At 73.7% G+C, this 23,023-nt stretch carries 18 protein-coding genes; 10 read left to right on the top strand and 8 right to left on the bottom strand.

Annotated elements, in window-relative coordinates:
• Positions 1–376: 376 nt before the first annotated feature.
• Complete coding sequence (locus tag SLAV_RS09415) at positions 377–2,020, bottom strand: acyl-CoA dehydrogenase family protein (protein ID WP_030234465.1); 1,644 nt, start codon at positions 2,018–2,020, stop codon at positions 377–379.
• 17 nt (positions 2,021–2,037) lie between these two features.
• On the opposite strand from SLAV_RS09415, the gene SLAV_RS09410 reads away from it, so the two are divergent.
• Together SLAV_RS09410 and SLAV_RS09405 are read left to right on the top strand one after the other, a co-directional pair.
• Positions 2,038–3,153 carry a YihY/virulence factor BrkB family protein gene (locus tag SLAV_RS09410; protein WP_078950480.1) on the top strand — a complete coding sequence of 372 codons (1,116 nt, stop codon included), beginning with the start codon at positions 2,038–2,040 and terminating at the stop codon, positions 3,151–3,153.
• 103 nt (positions 3,154–3,256) lie between these two features.
• Complete coding sequence (locus SLAV_RS09405; RefSeq protein ID WP_030234470.1) at positions 3,257–3,991, top strand: helix-turn-helix transcriptional regulator; 735 nt, start codon at positions 3,257–3,259, stop codon at positions 3,989–3,991.
• Here SLAV_RS09405 and SLAV_RS09400 read toward each other — a convergent pair.
• Positions 3,922–4,323, bottom strand: a complete 402-nt coding sequence (locus tag SLAV_RS09400) for a VOC family protein (RefSeq protein WP_030234473.1) — start codon at positions 4,321–4,323, stop codon at positions 3,922–3,924. The two genes, SLAV_RS09405 and SLAV_RS09400, sit on opposite strands and share 70 nt — an antisense overlap.
• Positions 4,324–4,722: 399 nt before the next feature.
• Between SLAV_RS09400 and rsgA the strand changes: the two genes are divergently transcribed.
• Positions 4,723–5,823 carry a ribosome small subunit-dependent GTPase A gene (gene rsgA, locus SLAV_RS09395; RefSeq protein WP_030234476.1) on the top strand — a complete coding sequence of 367 codons (1,101 nt, stop codon included), beginning with the start codon at positions 4,723–4,725 and terminating at the stop codon, positions 5,821–5,823.
• A 277-nt stretch (positions 5,824–6,100) separates the two neighbouring features.
• On the opposite strand, the gene SLAV_RS09390 is transcribed toward rsgA, so the two are convergent.
• Both SLAV_RS09390 and SLAV_RS09385 read right to left on the bottom strand, forming a co-directional pair.
• Complete coding sequence (locus SLAV_RS09390) at positions 6,101–6,586, bottom strand: DUF456 domain-containing protein (protein WP_030234478.1); 486 nt, start codon at positions 6,584–6,586, stop codon at positions 6,101–6,103.
• A 24-nt stretch (positions 6,587–6,610) separates the two neighbouring features.
• On the bottom strand, positions 6,611–7,588 hold the full coding sequence (locus SLAV_RS09385) for a helix-turn-helix domain-containing protein (RefSeq protein WP_030234480.1): 978 nt from the start codon (positions 7,586–7,588) through the stop codon (positions 6,611–6,613).
• A gap of 201 nt (positions 7,589–7,789) precedes the next feature.
• Between SLAV_RS09385 and SLAV_RS09380 the strand changes: the two genes are divergently transcribed.
• The 4 genes from SLAV_RS09380 to SLAV_RS09365 all read left to right on the top strand — a co-directional run bounded on the left by SLAV_RS09380 (position 7,790) and on the right by SLAV_RS09365 (position 15,546).
• Complete coding sequence (locus tag SLAV_RS09380; RefSeq protein ID WP_030234482.1) at positions 7,790–11,554, top strand: S8 family peptidase; 3,765 nt, start codon at positions 7,790–7,792, stop codon at positions 11,552–11,554.
• Between the two features lie 102 nt (positions 11,555–11,656).
• Positions 11,657–13,162 (top strand): protein phosphatase 2C domain-containing protein, encoded by a 1,506-nt coding sequence (locus tag SLAV_RS09375; protein ID WP_030234485.1) that lies wholly within the window; start codon positions 11,657–11,659, stop codon positions 13,160–13,162.
• A gap of 72 nt (positions 13,163–13,234) precedes the next feature.
• Complete coding sequence (locus SLAV_RS09370; RefSeq protein WP_030234487.1) at positions 13,235–14,977, top strand: pyruvate dehydrogenase; 1,743 nt, start codon at positions 13,235–13,237, stop codon at positions 14,975–14,977.
• 131 nt (positions 14,978–15,108) lie between these two features.
• Positions 15,109–15,546, top strand: coding sequence for an ATP-binding protein (locus SLAV_RS09365; RefSeq protein WP_030234491.1), 438 nt, complete (start codon positions 15,109–15,111; stop codon positions 15,544–15,546).
• 84 nt (positions 15,547–15,630) lie between these two features.
• Here SLAV_RS09365 and SLAV_RS09360 read toward each other — a convergent pair whose 3' ends face one another.
• Positions 15,631–16,695, bottom strand: a complete 1,065-nt coding sequence (locus SLAV_RS09360) for a DUF2637 domain-containing protein (RefSeq protein ID WP_030234494.1) — start codon at positions 16,693–16,695, stop codon at positions 15,631–15,633.
• A gap of 191 nt (positions 16,696–16,886) precedes the next feature.
• A complete protein-coding gene (locus tag SLAV_RS09355) occupies positions 16,887–17,762 on the bottom strand; it encodes a (2Fe-2S)-binding protein (protein WP_051841177.1) in 876 nt (291 codons plus the stop codon).
• A gap of 166 nt (positions 17,763–17,928) precedes the next feature.
• Here SLAV_RS09355 and SLAV_RS09350 point away from each other — a divergent pair, with 166 nt between their 5' ends.
• Positions 17,929–18,594: a GntR family transcriptional regulator gene (locus SLAV_RS09350; RefSeq protein ID WP_234333739.1), complete on the top strand. Its 666-nt coding sequence runs from the start codon at positions 17,929–17,931 to the stop codon at positions 18,592–18,594.
• Between the two features lie 37 nt (positions 18,595–18,631).
• On the opposite strand, the gene SLAV_RS09345 is transcribed toward SLAV_RS09350, so the two are convergent.
• Together SLAV_RS09345 and SLAV_RS09340 are read right to left on the bottom strand one after the other, a co-directional pair.
• The gene (locus tag SLAV_RS09345) at positions 18,632–19,390 is read right to left on the bottom strand and encodes a hypothetical protein (protein WP_030234501.1); all 759 of its coding nucleotides are present in this window, start codon (positions 19,388–19,390) and stop codon (positions 18,632–18,634) included.
• Between the two features lie 197 nt (positions 19,391–19,587).
• Positions 19,588–21,267: a PucR family transcriptional regulator gene (locus tag SLAV_RS09340; protein ID WP_030234503.1), complete on the bottom strand. Its 1,680-nt coding sequence runs from the start codon at positions 21,265–21,267 to the stop codon at positions 19,588–19,590.
• A gap of 254 nt (positions 21,268–21,521) precedes the next feature.
• On the opposite strand from SLAV_RS09340, the gene SLAV_RS09335 reads away from it, so the two are divergent.
• Together SLAV_RS09335 and SLAV_RS09330 are read left to right on the top strand one after the other, a co-directional pair.
• Positions 21,522–22,415: an FAD binding domain-containing protein gene (locus tag SLAV_RS09335; RefSeq protein ID WP_030234506.1), complete on the top strand. Its 894-nt coding sequence runs from the start codon at positions 21,522–21,524 to the stop codon at positions 22,413–22,415.
• A gap of 2 nt (positions 22,416–22,417) precedes the next feature.
• On the top strand, positions 22,418–23,023 hold the full coding sequence (locus SLAV_RS09330; RefSeq protein ID WP_030234508.1) for a (2Fe-2S)-binding protein: 606 nt from the start codon (positions 22,418–22,420) through the stop codon (positions 23,021–23,023).

The raw sequence follows: 23,023 nt of genomic DNA, 5'->3' as shown, positions 1-23,023 counted from the left end.
GCGTGCCACGTCCACCGCGCCGCCTGAGGTGTGGGCCACCGGAACCTCCCCGTGCTGAACAGGACGTACTGCGCAGGCGTGCCGGCGGTCCCGTCCGTGCCCGTTCCCCGGGCACGTGCGGCAGGCACCTTCCACACCGAAGGGTCGCAGGGTTGCAACGGTACGCAACCCTCGCCAACCCCCGGTCGTCCGACCGAAACTATCGGCACGCCGCCGAGCGGCGTGGCAGCTCCTTCCTCGGGGCTTCTCGGATCGTGGGGTGGTGCCGAGTCGGCGCGGCGCCACCCCCGGTCCCACCGTGGCGGGCCCGGATCCCGGCGCTGGGCGGTTCGGGTCGTGGTGGTTTGGGGATCACCGCGGCCCAGGGGGACCGCATTCAGCCCGTGATCCGCGCCCGTGCCACCACCGATCCCAGGTCCAGGGTGTGCGGCAGCGTCCCGAAGGCCGAGCCCCGGTCCCCGCCGAGCCGGGACGCGCAGAACGCGTCGGCCACCTCGGGCGGCGCCCACCGCACCAGCAGCGACCCCTGGAGCACCAGGGCCATGCGCTCCACCACCCGGCGGGCCCGCGCCTGGATCCCGTCGAGGTCGGCCAGCTCGGTCAGCAGGTCCTTGATCGCCGCGTCCAGCCGGTGGTCGGCGCCCCGGGCCAGCCCCACCTCCTGGAGGAAGGCGTTCAGCGCCTGCGGCTCCCGCTGGAGCGCGCGCAGCACGTCCAGGGCCTGGACGTTGCCCGACCCCTCCCAGATCGAGTTGACCGGGGACTCGCGCAGCAGGCGGGGCAGTACGGACTCCTCCACGTAGCCGTTGCCGCCCAGGCACTCCAGGGCCTCGGCGACCATCGGCGTGCACCGCTTGGTCACCCAGTACTTGGCGGTCGGCACCGCGAGGCGCAGGAAGGCCCGCTCCCGGTCCGTGCCGGCGTCGTACGCGGCAGCGAGGCGCAGGGTGAGGACGGTCGCCGCCTCCGACTCCAGGGCGAGGTCGGCGAGGACGTTGCGCATCAGCGGCTGGGCGATGAGCGGTGCTCCGAAAGCAGAGCGGTGCTCCGCGTGGTGGACGGCCTGGGTGAGGGCCTGGCGCATCAGCGCGGCCGAACCGATCACGCAGTCCAGCCGGGTCGCCGCGACCATCTCGATGATGGTCCGCACCCCCCGGCCCTCCTCGCCCACGAGCCGCGCCCACGTCCCGTCGAACTCGATCTCGCCCGAAGCGTTCGACTTGTTGCCCAGCTTGTCCTTCAGCCGCTGGATCGCGAACGCGTTCCGCGTCCCGTCCGGCAGCACCCGCGGCACCAGGAAGCAGCTCAGCCCGCCCGGCGCCTGCGCCAGCACCAGGAAACCGTCGCTCATCGGCGCCGAGCAGAACCACTTGTGGCCCGTCAGCAGGTACTCCCCGGAGGCGTCCAGCGGCACCGCCGCGGTGGTGTTCGCCCGGACGTCGCTGCCGCCCTGCTTCTCCGTCATCGCCATCCCGAAGAGCACCCCGCCCTTCTGCGCCGCGGGCCGCAACCCCTCCTCGTAGACGTGCGAGGTCAGCCGCGGTTCCCACTCGGCGGCCAGCTCCGGATCGGCCCGCAGCGCCGGTACCGCCGCGTGCGTCATCGACACCGGACAGCCGTGCCCCGACTCGGCCTGCGACCACAGGAAGAACCCGGCCGCCCGCCGCAGGTGCCCCGCGGGCCGGCCCCAGGCGTCGGTGAGCCCCGAGGTCACCGCGTGCCCGAGGAGGCGGTGCCACGCGGGGTGGAACTCCACCTCGTCGATCCGGTTCCCGTACCGGTCGTGCGTACGCAGCACCGGCGGATTCTCGTTCGCCTGCCGGCCCCACTCCTGGGCCTGCGCGGAACCGGCCGCCCGGCCGAGCGAGGTCAGCTCCTCGCGCACCTCGTCGCGGAGTCCGGCGTCCGCGTCGGCGAGGTGGCGCTCGACCCCCTCGGTGAGGGCCCGGTCGCCGAGGTAGGCCTCGTACCCGACGAGCGGCGGGGCCTGGTTGCTGACTGTGTGGGTGGTGGCTGCCATGCGGATACCGTAAGGACGTGCAGCCAGCAAAAGAAACAACCGAGCGGATCCCCGGACGGCTCCACCGGGCCAGGGTCCTCTACCGCAACGTCTCCAAGCGCAAGATGGCCTGGCTGCTGCTCAAAGACACCGTCAACTCGTGCATCGAGTACCGGATCCTGGGGCTCGCGGCCGAGGCGGCCTTCTTCACCCTCCTCTCCCTCCCCCCGCTCTTCCTCGGCCTCCTCGGCCTGCTCGGCTACGTCGACGGGTGGACGGACACCCAGTCCGTGCAGAGCATCGAGGAGAACATCCTGCGCGCGGTCGGCACCGTCCTGTCCGACCGGGGCGTCAACGACATCGCGAAACCCATGCTCGACGACGTCACCAGCCGCGGCCGTCCCGACCTGATCTCCCTCGGCTTCGCCTTCGCCCTGTGGTCCGGCTCGCGCGCCGTCAACGTCTTCATCGACACCATCACCGTCATGTACGGGCTCGACGGGCAGCGCGGCATCGTCAAGACCCGGCTGCTGGCGTTCCTCCTCTACGTGGTCGCCCTGCTGATCGGCGCGATCGTGCTGCCGCTGATGGTCGTCGGGCCCGACGCGGTGGTCCGGCTGGTGCCCTGGAGCACGGAGGTGATCGCGGTCCTGTACTGGCCCACGGTCACCCTGCTCTCCATCGCCTTCCTGACCACCCTGTACCACGTGTCCGTACCCGTCCGCTCGCCGTGGATCGAGGACGTGCCGGGCGCGCTGGTGGCCCTCGCGATGTGGGTCCTGGGCTCGTTCCTGCTGCGGATCTACCTCACCAACACCGTCGAGGGGCCCACCATCTACGGCTCCCTCGCCGCGCCCGTCGCGATCCTGCTGTGGATCGGCATCTCGGCCTTCGCCGTGCTCGTCGGCGCGGCCGTCAACGCCGCCATCGACCGGGTCTGGCCGTCGGTGGCCACCGCCGCGGCGCGCGAGGCCAACGAACGCGTACGGGAGGCCGAGGCCGCGCAGCTGGTGGCGCGGGCCGCCGCCTGGCGGGCCCTGGCCGAGGGGGAGTCCGAGGACGACGAGGACGCCGGGATGCCGTCGGAGTTCCCGGAGCGCTGGTCGAAGTTCCTGCCGCCCGAGGACTACACCTCGCGGCTGCGCAAGCACTGAGCGGTTGCGGTTGCGGTTGCGGTTGCGGTTGCGGTTGCGGTTGCGGTTGCGGGGGCGCGGGGGGCCGGGGCCGGGGGCGGGAGGCCGGGCATAGCCTGGTGGCGTGTACGAGGAAGCACCGTCGGCCGCCGTCGCCGGAGCCGTGGTCTGGCGGGCCCGGGGACCGGGCGGGGTCGTGCTGCCCGACGGGTGCATGGACCTGCTGTGGGCCGGGGGCCGGCTGCTGGTGGCCGGGCCCGACACCGGACCGCACCCCGCCGGGGAGGTCCCCGGCCGGTCCTTCGCCGGGCTGCGGCTCGCCCCCGGCGCCGCGCCCGCGCTGCTCGGCGTACCGGCGTCGCAGCTGCGCGACCGGCGGGTGGAACTGGCCGACCTGTGGCCCGCCGCCGAGGTGCGCCGGCTCACCGAACGGATCGCCGCCCACGAGGACCCGTGCGCCGGCCTCGAAGCGCTGGCCCTGACCCGCGCCCGCGCCGTCGGCCCGCCCGATCCGCTCCCCGCGCAGGTGACGGCCCGGCTGCGGGCGGGCCGGCCGGTGGCCGCCATCGCCGACGACGTCGGCCTCGGCGAACGCCAGCTGCGTCGGCGCTGCCTCGACGCCTTCGGCTACGGGCCCCGCACGCTGGGGCGGGTGCTGCGCCTCCAGCGGGCCCTGGCCCTCACCCGGCGCGGGCTGCCCCAGGCCGAGGTGGCCCACACCGCCGGGTACGCCGACCAGGCGCATCTGGCCCGCGAGGTACGGGCGCTGACCGGGACCACCCTCGGGGCCTACCGGGCGGCGTCGGAGGGGGCGAACAGCGAGACCCCGCAGCCGTCGGGGTCGAGGACGACCGCGTAGCGCTGGCCCCAGAAGGCGTCCCAGGGCTTCAGATGACCCGGATGACCGGCCTCCGTCAGCTCGGCGTACAGCGCGTCCACCTCTGCGGGGGATTCGCACAGGAATGCCAGTTCCCGGCGGACGCCGCCGGTGGGCGGGGTCCAGGAGGGGTCGAAGGAGCGCACGACGTCCTCGGTGTCCCAGGCGATCCGCAGACCGCCGGGGAGCGTGGCCTCGACGTGCGGCTGGGCGTCGGCGCCGGCGGGCACGTCGAGGCCGAGCCGGCGGTAGAAGGCGAGCGAGGCGGCCATGTCGGAGACGACCAGGCCGATCATGTCGAGTCGTGGAGTCATACGGGCAGGCTAGGCAGGCCCGGGGGCCGACGTCTTGAACGAAACGGACATCCTCCCGGAGGGGTCGGGGGTGGCCCCGGCACCGGATTGCGGCCGGTAGTCCGGTTGGCCTCCCCCACGGGCTGGCCTGAAATGGACAGTCGTGGTCGGCCGGAATAAATCGGTGGCCTCGGTGGGCGGGGTGCCCCTATCGTTTCGCAGGTCAGGGAGCGCGCGATGACGTGCCGCTCCGGTATGGGGAATCAGGAGGTGAGGACATTGATGACTGTCACGGAGACGGGCACGGCCCGCATTCAGGAGTTCATCATCGTTGCCACCGCCGTGGCCTCCGGCTGATTCCATACCTCTCCGCGCGCCCACGAGCGCGCGCTGCCGGGGCCACCCTGTGAAGGGTTCCCCTTGTCTCTCTCTTCTCTTTCCTCCCTCCCGCACGCTCTCACCCCCTTCGGCTGGGACGACGCGTGGGAAGCGGAGTTCGCCCCGTACGCCGACCAGGGCCTCCTGCCCGGCCGTGTCGTCCGGGTCGACCGCGGGCAGTGCGACGTCATGACCGCGGACGGCGTCGTCCGCGCCGACACCGCCTTCGTCACCCCGCACGACCCGATGCGCGTCATCTGCACCGGTGACTGGGCCGCCGTCGAGGCGACCGGGAACCCGCGCTACGTCAAGGCGTACCTGCCGCGCCGGACCGCCTTCGTACGGTCCACCTCCTCGCAGCGCTCGGAGGGGCAGATCCTCGCCGCGAACGTCGACTACGCGATCATCGCGGTCTCGCTCGCCGGTGAGCTCGACCTCGGCCGCATCGAGCGGTTCCTCGCGCTGGCGTGGGAGTCGGGGGCGCAGCCGCTGGTCGTCCTCACCAAGGCCGACCTCGTCCCGGACCCGACCGCCCTCGGCTACCTGGTCCAGGACGTGGAGGCCACCGCTCCCGGTGTCCCCGTGCTCACCGTCTCCTCCCACACTGGGGAGGGCACGGACGTGCTGGCGGCCGTCGCCGCCGGAGGCACGAGCGTGCTGCTCGGCGTCTCCGGGGCCGGCAAGTCCACGCTGGCGAACGCGCTGCTCGGCGCGGACGTCATGGACGTGCAGCAGACCCGCGAGGTCGACGGCAAGGGCCGCCACACGACCACCACGCGCAACCTCCTCGCCCTGCCGGGCGGGGGAGTCCTGATCGACACCCCGGGGCTGCGGGGGGTCGGGCTGTTCGACGCGGAGGCGGGGGTCGGGCAGGTCTTCTCGGAGATCGAGGAGTGCGCGGCGCGGTGCCGGTTCCACGACTGTGCGCATGAGGCGGAGCCGGGGTGTGCGGTGCTGGCGGCCGTGGAGGCCGGGGAGCTGCCGGAACGCCGGCTGGAGAGCTACCGGAAGCTGATGCGGGAGAACCAGCGGATCGTCGCGAAGACGGACGCGCGGCTGCGGGCGGAGCTCCGCCGGGACTGGCGGATGAAGTCGGCGGTGGGCCGCGCGAACTACTCCGCGAAGCGGAACGGCCGCGTCTGACGTAGCCCTGGCCGGGCCGTTGCCCTGGCCGGGCGGGGTCGGGGTCGGGGCCGGGGTGGGGTGTCGTCCGGGACTGCATGATTTATTGCGCCCTGTCCGGGCCTCCAGTGGTCTGTCGGCACCTCGCGCCAACACATCACGTTTTACCTCCCGGCCAACACCCCACCCCGTCCCCGCCCCCGGCCGCGGCACAATTCCACCCCGGCCAGGTGAAATCCAGCCCCGCCGGCGTTTGAGGCGCGGGGTCTGGGGCGGAGCCCCAGGGGTGGGGTGTCGGTCAGGTGCCCGTGAGGGCGGCGGTCAGCCATGCTGCGGTGACGCAGAGGCAGGCGACGAGTTCCACCAGCACGCTCGTGCCCACAGCCCGCATCACCGCCCGGACCGAGGACCACGCCTCGCCGTGCGTGCCCAGGCGGCGGCGTTCGCAGAGGTAGATGCCGCCCACGAAGCCGGGGACCGAGCCGATCACCGGGATCAGGACGAAGCCCAGGACCGCGCCCGTGCCCGCGTAGACCGCCATGCGCCCGTTCGCGGCGGTGCCGCGCAGACGGCGTGGCGGGAGGAGCCACTTGACCACCTGTACCACCAGCAATAGGGCGGTCGCCGCGACCAGCAGGGTCCACGCGGTGCCCGACCGTTCGTGCAGCGCCCACCACAGCACCCCCGCCCAGACCAGCCAGGTCCCCGGTACGCCCGGAACCATCACCCCGAGCACCCCGAGCAGCAGCACCAGCCCCACCAGGAGCAGCTGAGGCAGATCCATCTGCCCAGCCTGACCGACCGGGGGCTATCGGGCCACCCAGCCCCGCTCGTACGCCTGCCAGCCGAGCTGGAGCCGTGTGGTGACCCCGGACAGTTCCATCAGGCCCTTCACCCGGCGTTGCACCGTCCGCAGGCCCAGGTCCAGGTGCTTGGCCACGCTGGCGTCCGTCATCCCCGCCAGGAGCAGAGAGAGGATCTCCAGGTCGGTGGTGTCCGGGCCGCCGTCGCCCTCCTCCGCGTAGCCCGTGGTGCCCAGCCGCAGCGGGCGGGATTCGCGCCACACCGCCTCGAACAGGCCCCGCAGCGACTCCAGGAGGCCGGAGGCGTGGACGACCAGGGCCGCCGGTTCCGCCCCCCGGGCGGTCAGCGGCACCATCGCCAGGGTGCCGTCGGCGATCACCAGCTTCGTCGGGACCTCGGCCGTCACCCGGATCTCCTCCCCGCGGGCCAGGGCCGTCCCGGCCTCCCGGATCCCCGTGGGCAGGGTGAGCACCTCCCGCTCGATCACCACCCGGTACGCCACGCCCCGGACCGCCGCCCGTTCCTCGGCCTCGTTCTCCATGCCCGTCACCACCTGGGGCTTGCCGCTGACCAGGGCGCAGACCTCCGACGCGGCGCCGAGCTGGAGCTGGTGGAAGCGGTGTGCCACGGCGCTGGCCCCCGTCACCACCTCCACCAGGTCGTGCACCGCCGGTTCGGCCGCCTCCGCCCGGTACTCCTGTGCCAGCAGGGCCGCCGCCAGCTCCGCCTGTTCCAGTTCGTGGCGCTGCTGGGTGAGCAGGGCCCCCAGCGCGACGCCGGGCGGGGCGGCGACCCAGCGGCCCGGCCGGGCCGACGACTGCGCGGCGAGGCCGTGCCGTTCCAGGTGCCGCAGCGCCCGTTCGGTCTGCGGCACCGGCAGTGTCAGCCGGTGCGCGAGGTCCGGGACCTCCGCCGCCCCCAGCGCCACCAGCGCGCGGTACGCCGTCTCCTGACCCTCGTCCAGGCCTATCGCACCCAGCAACCCGTCCACCCCCATCGTCGGTACCGATCCTGGCGGGAAGCGGCCACGGCGCAAACCCGCCGCGGACATCATCTCCGCACCTCCCGCCGCTCTGCCAGGGTGACGCCACCGCAGCACCAACATCCTTCGGCCGGTGGTCACCTGCGGGGCCGTCATGCCCCGCAAAACGCGCCATTGGCCGGAATTAACCTGGGGAGAGCGATGCGCCCGATATCGCGCGCGGCACTCGGGGCGGCCACAGCGGCCGTCCTCGCCGTCACCGCCGTCGGCCCGTCCGCGGCACAGCCGGACGACGCGGTGCCGGGCGGCGGGAGACCACTCGTCGGCAGTGCGGCGGCCGGCGCACGGCCGACCGCGCCCGTCACCGTCACCCTCGTCACCGGCGACCGGATCCTGGTGTCCACCGACGCCGCCGGCCGCACCGCCGCCACCGCGATGCCCCGCGCGAACGGCTCCCAGCCCGTCGTCCAGACCCGCCAGAGCGGCCAGGACCTCTACGTCTACCCCGAGGGCGCCACCCGGGCGCTCGCCGCGGGCACCGTCGACCCGCAGCTCTTCAACGTCACCGGCCTCATCCGCCAGGGCTACGACGACGCCCACGCCGCGAAGCTCCCCCTGATCGCGGTCTACGACGGCTCCGTGAACGTGGCTCGCAGCGCCCCGCCCGCCCCGCGCGGCGCCGACCGTTCCCTGGTCCTCGGCTCCATCGGCGCCGTGGCCCTCGCCGCCGACAAGGAACACGCCGCCGAGTTCTGGGCCGACGTGGCGGCGGGCGACGGCCGCTCGCGCGCCGCCGGCGGGCTGAAGAAGCTGTGGCTCGACGGCAAGGTGCGCGGCAGCCTGGAGCGTTCCACCAAGCAGGTGAACGCCCCCGCCGCCTGGGCCGCCGGTTTCGACGGGGCCGGCACCCGGGTCGCCGTCCTCGACACCGGCACCGACCTGGAGCACCCCGACCTCAAGGGCCGCGTCGACGCCTCGAAGAACTTCACCGACTCCGACACCGACGCCGACCGCCAGGGCCACGGCACCCACACCATCTCCACCGTCGGAGGCTCCGGCGCCGAGAGCGGCGGCGCCAAGAAGGGCGTCGCGCCCGGCACCCGGCTGCTCAGCGGCAAGGTGCTCAACGACCAGGGCTACGGGCTCGATTCGTGGATCATCGCCGGCATGGAGTGGGCCGTCGAGTCCAAGGCCGACGTGGTCTCCATGAGCCTGGGCGACCCCTCCCGGACCGCCTGCGACGACCCGCTCGCCGAGGCCGCCGAACGGCTCTCCCGGCAGGGACCGCTGTTCGTCGTCGCCGCCGGGAACTCCGGCCCCGGCAACAACACCGTCTCCTCGCCCGGCTGCGCCCCCGACGTGCTGACCGTCGGCGCCGTCGACCGCGACGACACCACCGCCGTCTTCTCCAGCCGCGGCCCCGCCGGACCCGGACACACCCTCAAGCCCGAGATCGCCGCCCCCGGCGTCGGCATCTCCGCCGCCAACATGGGCGGGCGCGGCGTGTACGCGTACCAGTCCATGTCCGGGACCTCGATGGCCACCCCGCACGTCGCCGGGGCCGCCGCGGTCCTCAAGCAGCGCCACCCCGACTGGAGCGGGCAGCAGCTCAAGGCCGCCCTCGTCGGCTCCGCGAACAGCGCCGTCCCCGGCGACGTACGGGAGACCGGCGCCGGCCGCCTCGACGTCAAGGCCGCGGTCGACGTCACCGTCACAGGCGCCCCCGCGGTCCAGGGCGGCACGTACCACTGGCCGCAGGACCGCAGCGACCGCACGGTCGTCGAGGTCCCGTACACCAATACCGGCAGCCGGCCCGTCACGCTGACGCTGTCGCTCGGCAAGGTCACCGGCAACGACGGCTCGGCGGTGCGCGGCCGGGTCGCCCGGCTGGAGCGCGACACCGTCACCGTCCCCGCCGGAGCCACCGTCAAGGTGCCGCTCGCCCTCGACCCGGCCGCGAAGCTGGAACGCGCCCAGTACGGGGACGTCACCGGCCGCGTCCTCGCCACCGCCGACGGCGTCCACGTCTCCACGCCCTTCTCCCTCTACGTCGAGCCCGAGACGGTCACCCTGCGCGTCAAGCTGATCGACCGCGCGGGGCGTCCCGCCACCGGCCCCTCCTCCCTGGACGTCATCGGCACCGACGACGCCACCGGCGAACGCCGCTTCAACGAGGGCGCCGCCGACCAGGTCTACCGGGTGCGCCCCGGCGCCTACTTCCTCTCGGCCTTCGTCGCCACCCCCGACGCCGGGGAGGGCGCCACCCTGACGGACTCCCTCACCTACCTCGGCCGCCCCCAGACCGAGGTGCGGCGGGACACCACCGTCGTCCTCGACGCCCGCAAGGCCGGCCGCCTCACCGTCGAGGCGGACCGGCCGGTCGAGGCCCGCTCCACCACCCTCGCCTTCGCCCGCAGCTGGGGCGGGGTCTGGCTGCACGCCGGCACCGCCATGGGCGGCCGCACCGTCCGCGGCTACTACGCCGATGTCGAAGGCCGCGCCGAGGACGGCTCGTTCGAGTTCGGCAGCTACTGGCGGGCCGGCGCGCCCGTGCTCGCGGAACTGAAGGCGCAGGGCGGCCCCGTGCTGCACCCCGTCACCGCCTCCACCGGCAGCGACAACCTCGACGGGCACGGCAGCGCCCGGCTCGTCGACGCGGGCACCGGAACCCCGGCGGAACTGGCCGCGGCCGGGGCCCAGGGGGCGGTCGTCCTCGTGAAGACCGAGGACGGCGGCCTGAACACCGTCGCCGAGGACGCGAAGAAGGCCGGGGCCGTCGCCGTGCTCGGCCACCGCGAGGCCCCCGGCCGCTGGGTCCCCTCCACCGGCTTCGCGGGCGGCGCCCTGCCCGTCCTGGGCATCGAGTCCGCCGAGGGCAAGGCCTTGCTGGCCCGCCTGTCCGCCGGCCAGGTCACCCTGGAATGGCGGGGCACCGCGAAGAGCCCGTACGCGTACTCCCTCGCCTTCCCCGAGCAGGGACGGGTCCAGGGCGCCCACGCCTACCGGGTGCGCGACCGCGACCTCGGCCGGGTCGACGCCGGCTACCACTCCATGGGCGTGGCCGCCGACTTCATCGACCTGGCCGGTGCCTACCGGCCGATCGGCACCGCCGTCTTCTTCGGCTCGATCGAGACCGTCGCCGTCCCCGGCACGAGGACGGAGTACTACACGGCCGGGGACACCGCCTGGGACCAGACCCTCTCCAGCAGCTTCCCCTGGGGCGAGTTCATGACGGGCGAGCAGCGCACGTACGCCAAGGGCACCCGGACCGCCGCCGTCTGGTACGACGGGGTCACCGCGCCGGTCGCCCCCCGCGACCGCGCCGGGAAGGAGGCCCTGGCCGCCGAACGGCAGGGCAACCTGATCGGCTTCGCCCCGGCCATGTGGGGCGACGGCACGCACTACGCGCAGCCCGGCTCCTTCGGTGACATCGGCGGCCTGCAGCTCAAGCGGGACGGGGAGGTCATCGGCGAGAGCTGGTACCCGTTCGGGGTGTTCGAGGTCCCGGCCGGGGAGGGCCGCTACGAGCTGGTCCAGAACATCGAGAAGATCGGCCCGCCCACCCGCACCTGGCAGCGGTCCACCGCCGTGCGGACCGCATGGGGCTTCACCTCGAAGCTCGACCCCTCGGCGTACTCGCAGGGCCTGCCCGTCCTCTTCCCGCGGTACGACGCCCCGATGGACGGCCTGAAGACGGTCGCCGCGGCGGACGGACAGCGCATCGGGCTGAGCGCCGGCGGGCACGCGGGGTACGCGCCGGGGGCCCTGACGGCGGTGAAGCTGTCGTACGCGTACGACGGCGAGCACTGGACGCAGGCGCCGGTGCTCCACGACGGCGGCCGGTGGACCGCCGTCGTGAACCACGCGGGGGCCTCCGGGAAGCCGGTCTCGCTGAAGGTCGAGATGACCGACGCGAAGGGGGCCACGGTCACCCAGACGGTCGAGCGGGCGTACGAAGTCCGCTAGTCCGTACGGGGTGTGGGGGAGGGGTCCACCGGGCGGCGGCCCGGTGGACCCTTTTCGTGAGTTCGGGGGTTTTCGGGGGCCCGGGAGGCCGACAATGTGGGCATGAGTCAGCAGGGCGCGGAGGACTGGTGGCAGAAGCTCTACGACGACGCGGACGCGGGGAGCGAACCTGACCCGGGGGACACCCTGGACCAGCGCTTCCGCTCCGCGGCCACCCTCATGACGGGCCCGGCCCCGGACGTCCCCTCCGCCCGGCGCGCCCCGGAGCCGGACCCGCCGTGGCCCCCCGCACCACCGGGCCGCGTACCCCCCGCCCGCCCCTCCCCTGACACCCCACCACCCCGTCCCACCGCCGCCGAGCGACCCCCTGCGGCCGGGGAGCCCGCCCGGGACGCGACACCCGCCCCGACGGTGCCCTCGGCCCCCGCCTTCGACGGGCCGCCCACCCCGGCGGCGGCGCCGCCGTCGGTCGGGTCCGGGATGCCCGCCCGGCCCGTACCGGGGGAACCCGCGGCGCCGCCGCCCGGCGTCGTCCCGCCCGTGGTGCAGCCGGCGCAGCCGGGGCGGTCGGATCCTCGGGTGGCCGGGGAGACCGGTTACGCGCGGGGTGACGTGGTGGTGCCGCCCGTCGAGGGTGCGGACGCCCGGCGGTGGCCCCCGCCGCCGCCCGGGCCGGGCCGGGTGCGGGAGGCGGCGGACGTGGACGAGTCCGGTGCCCCGGAGGCCCCGGAGGCCCCGGACACCCCGGAGTCCCCGTACGGTCCTCGCCCGGCGGTCCGGCACCTGGGGGACCGGGCCCCCACCTACGCCCCCGAGCCCGGCGCCCTCCCCGCCGCCGACCCGGCCGCGCTGGACTTCCTCACCCCCGACACCGTCCTGGAAGGGGCCCGCTACGGCACGTACACCCTGCGCGCCGCCTCCCTGCGCGGGGACTCCGCCCGGTTCCGGGGCGAGGCCCGCCGGGACCTCCTGCTCACCGCCCGCTTCGGTGGCGGCGACGACGGCCTGGTCCTGGTGGTGCTGGCCGGCGGGGACCGGGCCGCGCCGGGAGCCCGGGAGGCAGCCGCCGAGCTGGGCCACTCCGTCGCCGCGGCCGTGGGCCGCAGCCGGGAGCGGCTGGCCGACGACATCCGGGCCGGCCGCCGCGAGGCCCTGCTCTCGGGCCTGCAGCGCCTCACCGACCGGGGCTACGGCCGCCTGCGCGCCCGCGCCGCCGAGCTGGGGCTCGCGGAGGAGGCGTACACCGCCGGACTGCGCGGGCTGCTGCTGCCCCTGGACCCCGCCTGCCGCAACCGGGTCTGCTTCGGTGCCGGCGCGGGCGGGCTCTTCCGGCTGCGCGCGGGCCGCTGGCAGGACCTGGAGCCGGACGGGCCGACGCCCGGAGCCTTCCGGTTCCGGGCCGCCGTGGCCCGTCCGGGCGACACCCTGCTGCTCTGTTCCGGCGGCCTCGCCGACCCGCTGCGCGAGGAGGGCCTGCTCGCGGACGAGCTCGCCTCCCGCTGGTCGCAGGCCGAACCGCCGGGCCTCGCGGCCTTCCTCGCGGACACCCAGCTCCGCCTCAAGGGGTACGCCGACGACCGGACGGCCGCCGCGGTCTGGGAGGCGTGAGCGGGCGGAACGTGCGTGGATGGGAGGCGCACCCGGTCCGGGCCGAAGCCGCAGCAGAAGGGGCGACCCTCCATGGCCAAGCAGAACGTCGCGGAGCAGTTCGTGGACATCCTCGTGCGCGCGGGCGTACGACGGATGTACGGGGTCGTCGGCGACAGCCTCAACCCGGTCGTCGACGCCATCCGCCGGACCGGCGACATCGAGTGGATCCAGGTCCGGCACGAGGAGACGGCCGCCTTCGCCGCGGGCGCCGAGGCCCAGATCACCGGCCGCCTCGCCGCCTGCGCGGGCTCCTGCGGCCCCGGCAACCTCCACCTGATCAACGGCCTCTACGACGCCCAGCGCTCCATGGCCCCGGTCCTCGCGCTGGCCTCGCACATCCCCTCCAGCGAGATCGGCCTCGGCTACTTCCAGGAGACCCACCCCGACCAGCTGTTCCGCGAGTGCAGCCACTACAGCGAGCTGATCTCCAACCCCCGCCAGATGCCCCGGCTGCTCCAGACGGCCGTCCAGCACGCCATCGGCCGCAGCGGGGTGAGCGTCGTCGCCCTGCCCGGGGACGTGGCCTCGCTGCCCGCCCCCGAGAAGGCGGTGGAACACGCCCTGGTCACGGCCCGGCCCACCGTGCGGCCCGGCGACGGGGAGATCGACAAGCTGGTCCGGCTGGTCGACGAGGCCGACCGGGTCACCCTCTTCTGCGGCAGCGGCACCGCCGGGGCGCACGCCGAGGTGATGGAGTTCGCGGGCCGCGTCAAGGCACCCGTCGGGCACGCCCTGCGCGGCAAGGAGTGGATCCAGTACGACAATCCGTACGACGTCGGCATGAGCGGACTGCTCGGCTACGGCGCGGCCTACGAGGCCACCCACGAGTGCGACCTGCTGATCCTGCTCGGTACGGACTTCCCCTACAACGCCTTCCTGCCCGACGACGTGAAGATCGTCCAGGTGGACATCCGTCCGGAACACCTCGGCCGCCGCTCCCAGCTGGACCTCGCGGTCTGGGGCGACGTACGGGAGACCCTGCGCGCCCTGAACGCGCGGGTGCGGGCCAAGACGGACCGAGCCTTCCTGGACCGGATGCTGAAGAAGCACGCCGACGCGCTGGAGGGGGTGGTGCGGGCCTACACCCGCAAGGTGGAGAAGCACACGCCGATCCACCCGGAGTACGTGGCGGCGGTCCTCGACGAACTCGCCGACGAGGACGCAGTGTTCACCGTCGACACCGGCATGTGCAACGTATGGGCGGCGCGCTATCTTTCCCCGAACGGCAAGCGGCGCATCATCGGTTCCTTCAGCCACGGTTCCATGGCCAATGCCCTCCCGCAGGCCATCGGCGCACAGTTCACCGACCGGGGCCGTCAAGTGGTGTCGATGTCGGGTGACGGTGGTTTCTCCATGCTGATGGGAGATTTCCTCACCCTCGTGCAGTACGACCTGCCCGTCAAAGTGGTCCTGTTCAACAACTCATCGCTCGGAATGGTCGAGCTGGAAATGCTGGTTTCCGGCCTTCCTTCGTACGGAACCACGAACCGGAACCCGGATTTCGCCGCCATCGCCCGCGCGGCGGGCGCGTTCGGGGTCCGCGTGGAGAAGCCAAAGCAGCTCACAGGGGCTTTGCGGGATGCTTTCCGGCATCCGGGGCCGGCTCTGGTGGACGTGGTGACCGACCCCAACGCCCTGTCGATTCCCCCCAGGATCAGCGCCGAAATGGTGACCGGATTCGCACTGTCCGCCAGCAAGATCGTGCTGGACGGCGGGGTCGGCCGGATGATCCAGATGGCTCGATCCAACCTCCGTAACGTGCCCCGCCCCTGAGGGCGCAGGAGTGCGGACTGCCTCGGGGGGCATGCATTCCGCAGGCCTGTTCGAGCACGTGGGAAAGCGGGAGGGGCATCGCCGTGCGGGTGGGGGCGAATACCGGGAAGCCGTGGAGAAGAGGGGGACCGGTGGCGCGCGAGCCGTCCGTCGGGGACGGGGCGGCGAGGACGGGGACGACCGAGATCAGACGCAGCGTGCGCCGGGCCGATCTGAAGGCGGTCGGCGAGGTCCGCAGGGCCCTTCGGGAGCTGGTGCGCCACCGCTGCCGCGCCGAGACCTCCGACGTGGCGGAACTGCTGGTCACCGAGCTGGTCAGCAATGCCCTGGTGCACACCGAGCAGGGCGCCGAGGTGTCCGTCACCCTCGTCGCCACCCGCCTGCGGGTGGAGGTCCGCGATTTCAACGCCCGCCGCCCCACTCCGTACGTAACGTCCGCCGACGACGGTACGCACGGCAGGGGGCTGGTCCTGGTGCAGGCGCTGGCCGACGCCTGGGGCGTGGATCCGCTCGCGCCGGGCCGCGGCAAGGTGGTCTGGTTCGAACTGGAGGCGCCCGCCCCGGCCTGAGCCGGGGGCCGCCTCAGGCTTCCGCCGGGTCCGGACGTGCGACAGCGGGGCGCGTTGCGCCCCGCTGCGACCGTGCGGCCCGGCTCAGCCGAACTGCTGTTCCAGGTCCTTCAGTTTGCGCTCCAGTGAGTCGAGCCGGGGGATGGTCTGGGTGTCGTCCTCGGCGGTGAGGTCCACCGTCCGGGGGGCGGACGGGTCAGGTGACTCGCTTCCGTTCGCGTTCACGGCTTGCAGGGAGGGCCTTCGTCGCAGGGGCAGCTGGTCCGCTTCCGATATGGCCGGCTCCGCGCCGACCGGCGCGGAGCCCGACCCGGGGGCCAGCCCCGGCATGTCGACCTGGCGCGCGCGGGCCCGCCCGAACGCCCTGTTCTGCCGGCCCAGCGCCTTGATGTGGGCGCGGTCCAGGCGGTGTTGCTCCCGCCTGCGGTGCCGGTCGTTCTCCTTCTCCTTCTTGTCCTCGCGCACCTCGTCCACGGCCTCGTCGAGGGTGCGTACGCCCTCCAGCAGCATCAGCGACCAGGCCCCGAAGGTCTCCCGCGGGGCCCGCAGCCAGCGGACCATCCGGATCTGCGGCAACGGCCGCGGGATTAGGCCCTGTTCGCGCAGTGCCGCGCGGCGGGTCTGCTTGAGGGCGCGGTCGAAGAGCACGGCCGCCGAGAGCGACATCCCGGCGAAGAACTGCGGGGCCCCGTCGTGGCCCGAACCCCTGGGCGCGTGAACCCAGTTGAACCAGGCCGCCGCGCCCGCGAACAGCCAGACCAGCATGCGCGAGCCGAGGGCCGCGTCGCCGTGGCTGGCTTCGCGGACGGCGAGCACCGAGCAGAACATGGCGGCGCCGTCGAGGCCGAAGGGGACCAGGTACTCCCAGCCCCCGGAGAGGTTGAGGTTCTGCCGGCCGAAGCCGACCAGCCCGTGGAAGGAGAGCGCGGCGGCCACCGCTGCGCAGCAGAAGAGCAGGACGTACGAAGCGGTCCCGTAGACGGCCTCCTTGCGGCGCCTGCGTTCCTCGCTGCGTTCCCAGCTGTCGTCGGCCGCGGCCTTCTCGGCCTCCCGCTTGCCCCGGGCCAGTACCGCCACTGCCGCAAGTACGCCCAGGATCAACAGGCTGCCGGGCAGCAGCCAGTCCAGCGATATGTCGGTCAGTCTCATGCGGTGTCCCTTGCCTCGCGTATGCGGCTTTCCGGGCGCCATAGTGGCGCAGCAGGTCCGTGGTGCACGCGGGTTTCCGGGCAAGAGGACGCCAACGGGGGGCGGGGCCCGTCGGATAGGGTGTTGTGACTCGAACTGGCGCGCGTACGAGCCGAGTTGCGTTCGAATCAGCTTCACCCCTGGGGGTGGGTTCAGTCGGCGGCGGTCACCGCCGAGAGCCGGGTGACGCGGTCCGTGTCGCAGGTGCGTGGGCAGGTCGTGCAGGTGTCCTCGGGGCGGATCGTGTAGAAGAAGCAGCAGCCGGCCCGGTCGCGGGTGGTGAGCTCCTCGCCGCCGGGGCCGGTCAGGGTGCGGAAGTCCGCGCCCCCCGTGTACGGGGCGGCCCCGCCGGGCAGCAGCCGGCGCAGTTCGGCGACGGCCCGCCGCTCCTCGCCGAGCAGGCTCCCGAGGTACCAGAGGCCCTCGACGACCTCGTCCGTGGCCAGCGCCCACCGGGCCCGCGGGCCGCGCCGCAGCCGGGGGCCGAAACCTTCCAGCAGCGGTCCGAGGTGCTGGGCCACCGCTGCCCGCACCTCCTCGCGCAGCGCCTCCTCGTCGGGGACGGTCCGGGCTCCGGGAAGTCCGGCCGCCGGATCGCCGGGCAGGCAGGCGAACTCCTCGACGCGTACGGACATCCGGCCCTCGGTCCGGTGGAAGGCCACCCGGTCCACGGGCAGCCGGGGCACCCGGCGCTCCAGGAACCAGGGGACCGTGATCAGCAGGCAGGCCGGCCAGGCGTAGCGGTGCAGGCCGAAGCCGGCCACCACGTCGGGCCGCGCCGCGCGCCCGTAGTCCCGCAGCACCTGGGCCGCGTCCCAGGCGAGGTGGTCGTCGAGGGCCGTGCCGCCCGCCGCGAGCTCGTCCGCGCCGACCCATCCCGCACCGCTGGGGAGGGGTTCGTGCGCGCCGCGCTCGTCGATCCGCAGACCCGGGTAGGCGGCCGTCAGGCGCCCGTACGCCTCCGCCACCGGAGAGCCGGCCGGGGCGGGTGCGGGCGGGAGCAGGATGTCGGCCGCCGGGCAGGTCATGACGCACCACCGAATCACGCGATCGTTACAAGGTTAGCCTAACCTTACCGGATCTTCGTGCTGTGTACGCCCCGGGCACCCCCCGACGTACCGGGGGAATTCACCTATCCTCGGTACCGGTCGAGACCTGGAGGAGGACCGAGTGCACGAAGCGGCCCACGCCCCGGTGTCGAAGGAGTCATGGGTACCCGCGGTACCCGCGCAGAAGGTGCTGCGCCATTCGGTGCGCGGGCAGGTGCTGGACGCGCTGCGCGCCGCCCTCGTCGACGGGGAGCTGGCGCCCGGGCAGATCTACTCGGGCCCCGCGCTCGGCGAGCGCTTCGGGGTCTCCGCCACCCCCGTGCGCGAGGCGATGCAGCAGCTGGCGCTGGAAGGTGCGGTGGAGTGCCTGCCCAACCGGGGATTTCGGGTGCTGTCCGGCACCCCGCGCGCGCTGGCCGAACTGGCCGAGGTCCGCGCCCTGCTGGAAGTGCCGGTGATGCTCCGGCTGGCCCGCACCGTGCCCCCCGCCACCTGGGAGGCCCTGCGCCCGGCGGCCCTCGCCACCGCGGAGGCGGCCGCCGCGGGCGACCTGCCGGCGTACGCGGACGCCGACCGGGCCTTCCACCGGGCGGTGCTCTCCCTGGCGGGGAACGCCCAGCTGGTGCGGATCGCGGAGGAGCTCCACCGCCGGGCCCAGTGGCCTCTGCCGGGCGCCCCGCGCGTGCGCCGCGCCGACCTCGTCGCCGACGCGGCGGAGCACTCGGCCCTCCTGGAGGCCCTGGTCGCCCAGGACCTCCCGGTGGTGGAGTCGCTCGTACGGGAGCACTTCGCGGGATCCGCCGGCTGCTGATCCGCCGCCTGAACGGCGGGCTCCCCGGGCCGCCGGTTCAGGCCGGGGACGGGGCCAGCTGGTCCGCGAGCCAGGTGGGGATGCCGCCCAGCAGGTGGAACAGGCGGCGGGCCTCCGCGCGCAGCCGGGCGGCCTCCGGCTCCGGTTCGGCCTCGGCCAGCGCCGCCAGTGCCGGGGCGGTGCCGACCAGGAACCCCAGGTCCTCCCGGATGCGCAGGGATTCCGCGAAGCCCTTGCGCGCCTCGGCCAGCTCGCCGTCGCGCAGGGCCAGCGCGGCCAGGTGCCGCCAGGTGAACGACAGCAGCAGGGTGTCCCCGTGCGCCTCCGCGCCCGCGTGGGCCCGGTGGTACGCCGGCCGGGCCGCCTGCGGGGCGTCGGCCAGGTGCTCGGCGACCAGTCCCCGCCGGAAGTCCAGCAGCGGCCGGGTGCGGGAGGTGGGCGCGAGCAGGGCCGCCGCGCGGCCGAGTGCCGAGCGGGCCTCGTCGGCCCGGTCCCGGACGCCGAGCACCGTGGCGGCGTAGGCCAGTTGGCCCCGTTCGCAGGCGGCGGCGCCGCGTTCGTCGTCGTCCCGGGCCACGGCTTCGGCCACCCGCAGGGCGTCCTCCGCCTCGGCCCAGCCCTGACCGGTGAACAGGCACCGTTCCACCAGGAGCGCGGTGCGCTGCACCGCCGCCCGGGCCTCGTTCGCGTGCGGCGTCAGCAGGGCCGCCGCGTCGGTCCAACAGCCGCGCGAGCGCAGCCGCCATATCGCTCGCTGGAGGGGGTCGTCGCCCCCCGTTGATCCCGCACCGGACATGGCGGTATCCGCCACATTGCCCTCCCCGAAGCAACCAAGCAGCACGTCGTTGAGCCCTGGGGCGAAATGAGAGCACGGATCTGCTGCCTCGGCCAAGGGGTCGGGTGAACTCTTTCACAAAGTCCGGACGGCTCGTCAGCCGTCTCACGCCGTCCCCTCGGCCGCCGCCCTGTTCAGGAGGGCGGGGGCCTGCGGAATCAGCTCATCCGCAGGGCGAGGAAGAAGTCGAGCTTGTCCTCCAGCCGGGAAAGGTCGCGCGCGGTCAGCTGCTCGATTCGCCCGACCCGGTAGCGCAGCGTGTTGACGTGCAGGTGCAACCGGGTCGCGCAGCGGGTCCAGGAGCCGTCGCAGTCGAGGAAGGCCTCCAGGGTCGGGATGAGCTCCGCGCGGTGGCGGCGGTCGTAGTCGCGCAGCGGGTCCAGCAGCCGGGCCGTGAAGGCGCGGCGCACGTCGTCCGGGACGAACGGCAGCAGCAGCACGTGCGAGGCGAGCTCGTGGTGGCCGGCGGCGCAGACCCGGCCGGGGCGGGCCGCGGCGACCCGGCGGGCGTGCCGGGCCTCCTCCAGCGCGCCGCGCAGCCCCTCCGCGGAGTGCACGGCCGCGCTGACGCCGAGGGTGAGCCGCCCGTCGTCGGCCAGACCGGCCGCCAGGGGCTCGCGTACGGCCGACAGCAGCGCGTCCGCGTGGAGCGCGGAGTCGGGGCCCTTGTCCTCCCCGGAGTCGCCGGAGAGGGCGGGCAGCGGCACCAGCGCGATGGCCTCGTCACCCGAATGGGCGACCGCGATCCGGTCGGAGGGTTCCGGCCCGGACATCGACGGGTCGACCAGGATCTCCTCCAGCAGCGACTGGGCCACCGGGCCGCCGGGGATGTCCCCGCCGTCCCAGTCCACCCGGGCCACGACGACCTGCCAGTGCGGGGCGGCGCCCAGTCCGGGCAGCAGCACGGGCGCGGCCACCCGCAGGCGGGCGGCGATCTCGGCCGGCGGGGCGCCGGTCTGGACCAGTTCGAGGACCTCCTGCGCGAGCCGGCGGCGCACCGTGCGGGCACCGTCGCGGCGGTCCCGCTCGACGGCGATCAGCTGGGTGACGCCCTGCAGCAGGTCCAGGCGTTCGGCGGGCCAGTCGCCCGCGTCGGCCTCGACGGCCAGCAGCCAGTCCGAGAGCACGCTCTCGCGCACGTCCCGGGAGACGGGACCCGCAGGTCCGCGGCCGTGTCCCCTGATCGGGAACAGGGAGTAGGTAATACCCTGGATGGACATCCGGTGCGGGCCCCTGCGGCCGGTCCGGACCGCCGCGAGGTGCTCGCTCGCCAGCGTCGCGCAGATACCCGGAGCCAGTGGTTCCCCCGCCCCGGCGATCTGCCGGCCGGTCGGGGAGAGCACCCAGGCCCGGAGATCGAGGTCCGTGGTGAGCAGATCCAGCACCACATCGGGTCCGCCGCCCGCGGGACCGGATGTCATCAGGCGCCGGTGGCGGTCGACGACGGCCGCGAGGTCGCCCGCGCGCTCCCCGGAGACCTGCCTCACCACGTACTCCGTGATGGTGGCGAATGCAACGTCCTCGTTCACCGCGAAGAGCGGGAGCCGGTTGCGCCGACAGGCTGAAACGAGATCGTCCGGGATGTCTCCCAGTTCCGCTTCGCCGGCCGCGAGGCCCGCGACGCCCGCGCTCGCGAGGATTCGTACGAACGGCTCGGAATCGGCTGAATTTCTTCGCCAGGCGAGGCCGGTGAGGACGAGTTCGCCTCCGGATAGGTATCGGCTGGGATCCCTCAGGTCGGTCGTCATGACCCCGCGGACCGTCCGGTCGAGTTCATCCTCGCCGCCCAGCAGCCGCAGCCCCAGCGCCTCGGTTTCCAGCAGTGCGCGCAGCCGCATGATGTCGCCGCCGATCTGTCTCGAATGTTGCCGTTGGAAAACGGGCAGGTCGTCGCATCCTGCCTTTCATACGAATCTACAAGACGAGGGAGGCCGTCAGCCAACTCCTTCATGGTTTCGGTGACTGCACCCGGGGGACGCGCGGCTTGTGTACTGACTCCACACCGCGTTAACAGCACGTGAACGACCAGTCGAGGGCCATCGGCTTCCTGGCTTGAAGTGAACGACCCGATTGAGAATGAAGAGAGCCGCTCATGGACTTCCTTCGCCCCGCCAGCTGGGAGGAGGCGCTCGCCGCCAAGGCCGAGTACCCGACAGCTGTGCCCATCGCGGGTGGCACCGACATCATGGTCGAGATCAACTTTGACCACCGCCGTCCGGAATACCTCCTGGACCTCAACCGCATCGAACTGCTGCGGGAGTGGGAGGTCGGCGAGGAGGTCACCGAGCTCGGAGCCTCCGTTCCGTACACCCAGATCATGGAGAACCTGCGCGGAACGCTGCCGGGTCTCGCGCTCGCCTCGCACACGGTCGCGTCCCCCCAGATCCGCAACCGCGGCGGTGTCGGCGGCAACCTCGGTTGCGCCTCGCCCGCCGGTGACTCCCACCCCGCGCTGCTCGCGGCCGGCTGCAGCGTCGAGGTCGAGTCGGTACGCGGCTCCCGCCTGGTCCCGATCGACGAGTTCTACACCGGGGTCAAGCGCAACGCGCTCGCCGCCGACGAGCTCATCAAGTCGGTCCACATCAAGAACGCCACGGGCCCCCAGCAGTACTCCAAGGTCGGCACCCGCAACGCGATGGTCATCGCGGTCTGCGGCTTCGGCCTGGCGCTGCACCCGGACACCCGCACCGTGCGCACGGGCATCGCCTCCGCCGCCCCGACCCCGATCCGGGCGAAGGCGGCCGAGGAGTTCCTGAACGCCGCGCTCGAAGAGGGTGGCTTCTGGGAGAACGGCAAGGTCATCACCCCGTCGATCGCCAAGCAGTTCGCTGCGCTCGCCTCCGCCGCGTGCAACCCGATCGACGACGTCCGCGGCACGGCGAAGTACCGCCGCCACGCGGTCGGCATCCTTGCTCGCCGCCAGCTCGTCTGGACGTGGGAGCAGTACCGCGGCACCACCGGCCGCCCGCTCGAAGGGGCTGCGTAACCATGCGCGTCAATTTCACCGTCAACGGTCGTCAGCAGGAAGCCGACGACGTGTGGGAGGGCGAGTCCCTCCTGTACGTGCTGCGTGAGCGTCTGGGCCTGCCCGGTTCGAAGAACGCCTGCGAGCAGGGCGAATGCGGTTCCTGCACCGTCCGCCTCGACGGCGTGCCGGTCTGTTCCTGTCTGGTCGCGGCCGGTCAGGTCGAGGGCCGCGACGTCGTGACCGTCGAGGGCCTGGCCGACTTCGCCAAGCAGCGCGCCGAGCACGGCCACGGCGGTGCCTGCGCCGCCGGCGGCGGTTGTGGCACCAAGGGCGTCTCCACCGACGAGGCCAAGCGCTGGTCCGCCCGGCCCGGCGACTCCCGGACGGGCGAGGGCGTGGAGCTCTCCAACATCCAGCAGGCGTTCATCGACGCCGGCGCCGTCCAGTGCGGTTTCTGCACCCCGGGCCTGCTGGTCCAGGCCGACGAGCTGCTGGAGCGCAACGCCGACCCGTCCGACCAGGACATCCGTGAGGCCCTGTCCGGCAACCTCTGCCGCTGCACGGGTTACGAGAAGATCCTCGACGCGGTCCGCCTCGCGGCCGCCCGTCAGGGAGAGGCGCTCTGA

The sequence above is a fragment of the Streptomyces lavendulae subsp. lavendulae genome (assembly GCF_002803845.1).
Taxonomy (GTDB): domain Bacteria; phylum Actinomycetota; class Actinomycetes; order Streptomycetales; family Streptomycetaceae; genus Streptomyces; species Streptomyces lavendulae.
Note: the sequence above shows the minus strand (reverse complement) of the source record. Positions and strands in the feature narration are given on the sequence as shown.

Bases quoted from the DNA above. Each gene is read 5' to 3' on its own strand.
- SLAV_RS09335 (WP_030234506.1), top strand. From the start codon at position 21,522: ATGGACTTCCTTCGCCCCGCCAGCTGGGAGGAGGCGCTCGCCGCCAAG.
- SLAV_RS09415 (WP_030234465.1), bottom strand. From the start codon at position 2,020: ATGGCAGCCACCACCCACACAGTCAGCAACCAGGCCCCGCCGCTCGTC.
- SLAV_RS09380 (WP_030234482.1), top strand. From the start codon at position 7,790: ATGCGCCCGATATCGCGCGCGGCACTCGGGGCGGCCACAGCGGCCGTC.
- SLAV_RS09330 (WP_030234508.1), top strand. From the start codon at position 22,418: ATGCGCGTCAATTTCACCGTCAACGGTCGTCAGCAGGAAGCCGACGAC.
- SLAV_RS09375 (WP_030234485.1), top strand. From the start codon at position 11,657: ATGAGTCAGCAGGGCGCGGAGGACTGGTGGCAGAAGCTCTACGACGAC.
- SLAV_RS09340 (WP_030234503.1), bottom strand. From the start codon at position 21,267: ATGCGGCTGCGCGCACTGCTGGAAACCGAGGCGCTGGGGCTGCGGCTG.
- SLAV_RS09370 (WP_030234487.1), top strand. From the start codon at position 13,235: ATGGCCAAGCAGAACGTCGCGGAGCAGTTCGTGGACATCCTCGTGCGC.
- SLAV_RS09390 (WP_030234478.1), bottom strand. From the start codon at position 6,586: ATGGATCTGCCTCAGCTGCTCCTGGTGGGGCTGGTGCTGCTGCTCGGG.
- SLAV_RS09360 (WP_030234494.1), bottom strand. From the start codon at position 16,695: ATGAGACTGACCGACATATCGCTGGACTGGCTGCTGCCCGGCAGCCTG.
- SLAV_RS09400 (WP_030234473.1), bottom strand. From the start codon at position 4,323: ATGACTCCACGACTCGACATGATCGGCCTGGTCGTCTCCGACATGGCC.
- SLAV_RS09355 (WP_051841177.1), bottom strand. From the start codon at position 17,762: ATGACCTGCCCGGCGGCCGACATCCTGCTCCCGCCCGCACCCGCCCCG.
- SLAV_RS09345 (WP_030234501.1), bottom strand. From the start codon at position 19,390: ATGTCCGGTGCGGGATCAACGGGGGGCGACGACCCCCTCCAGCGAGCG.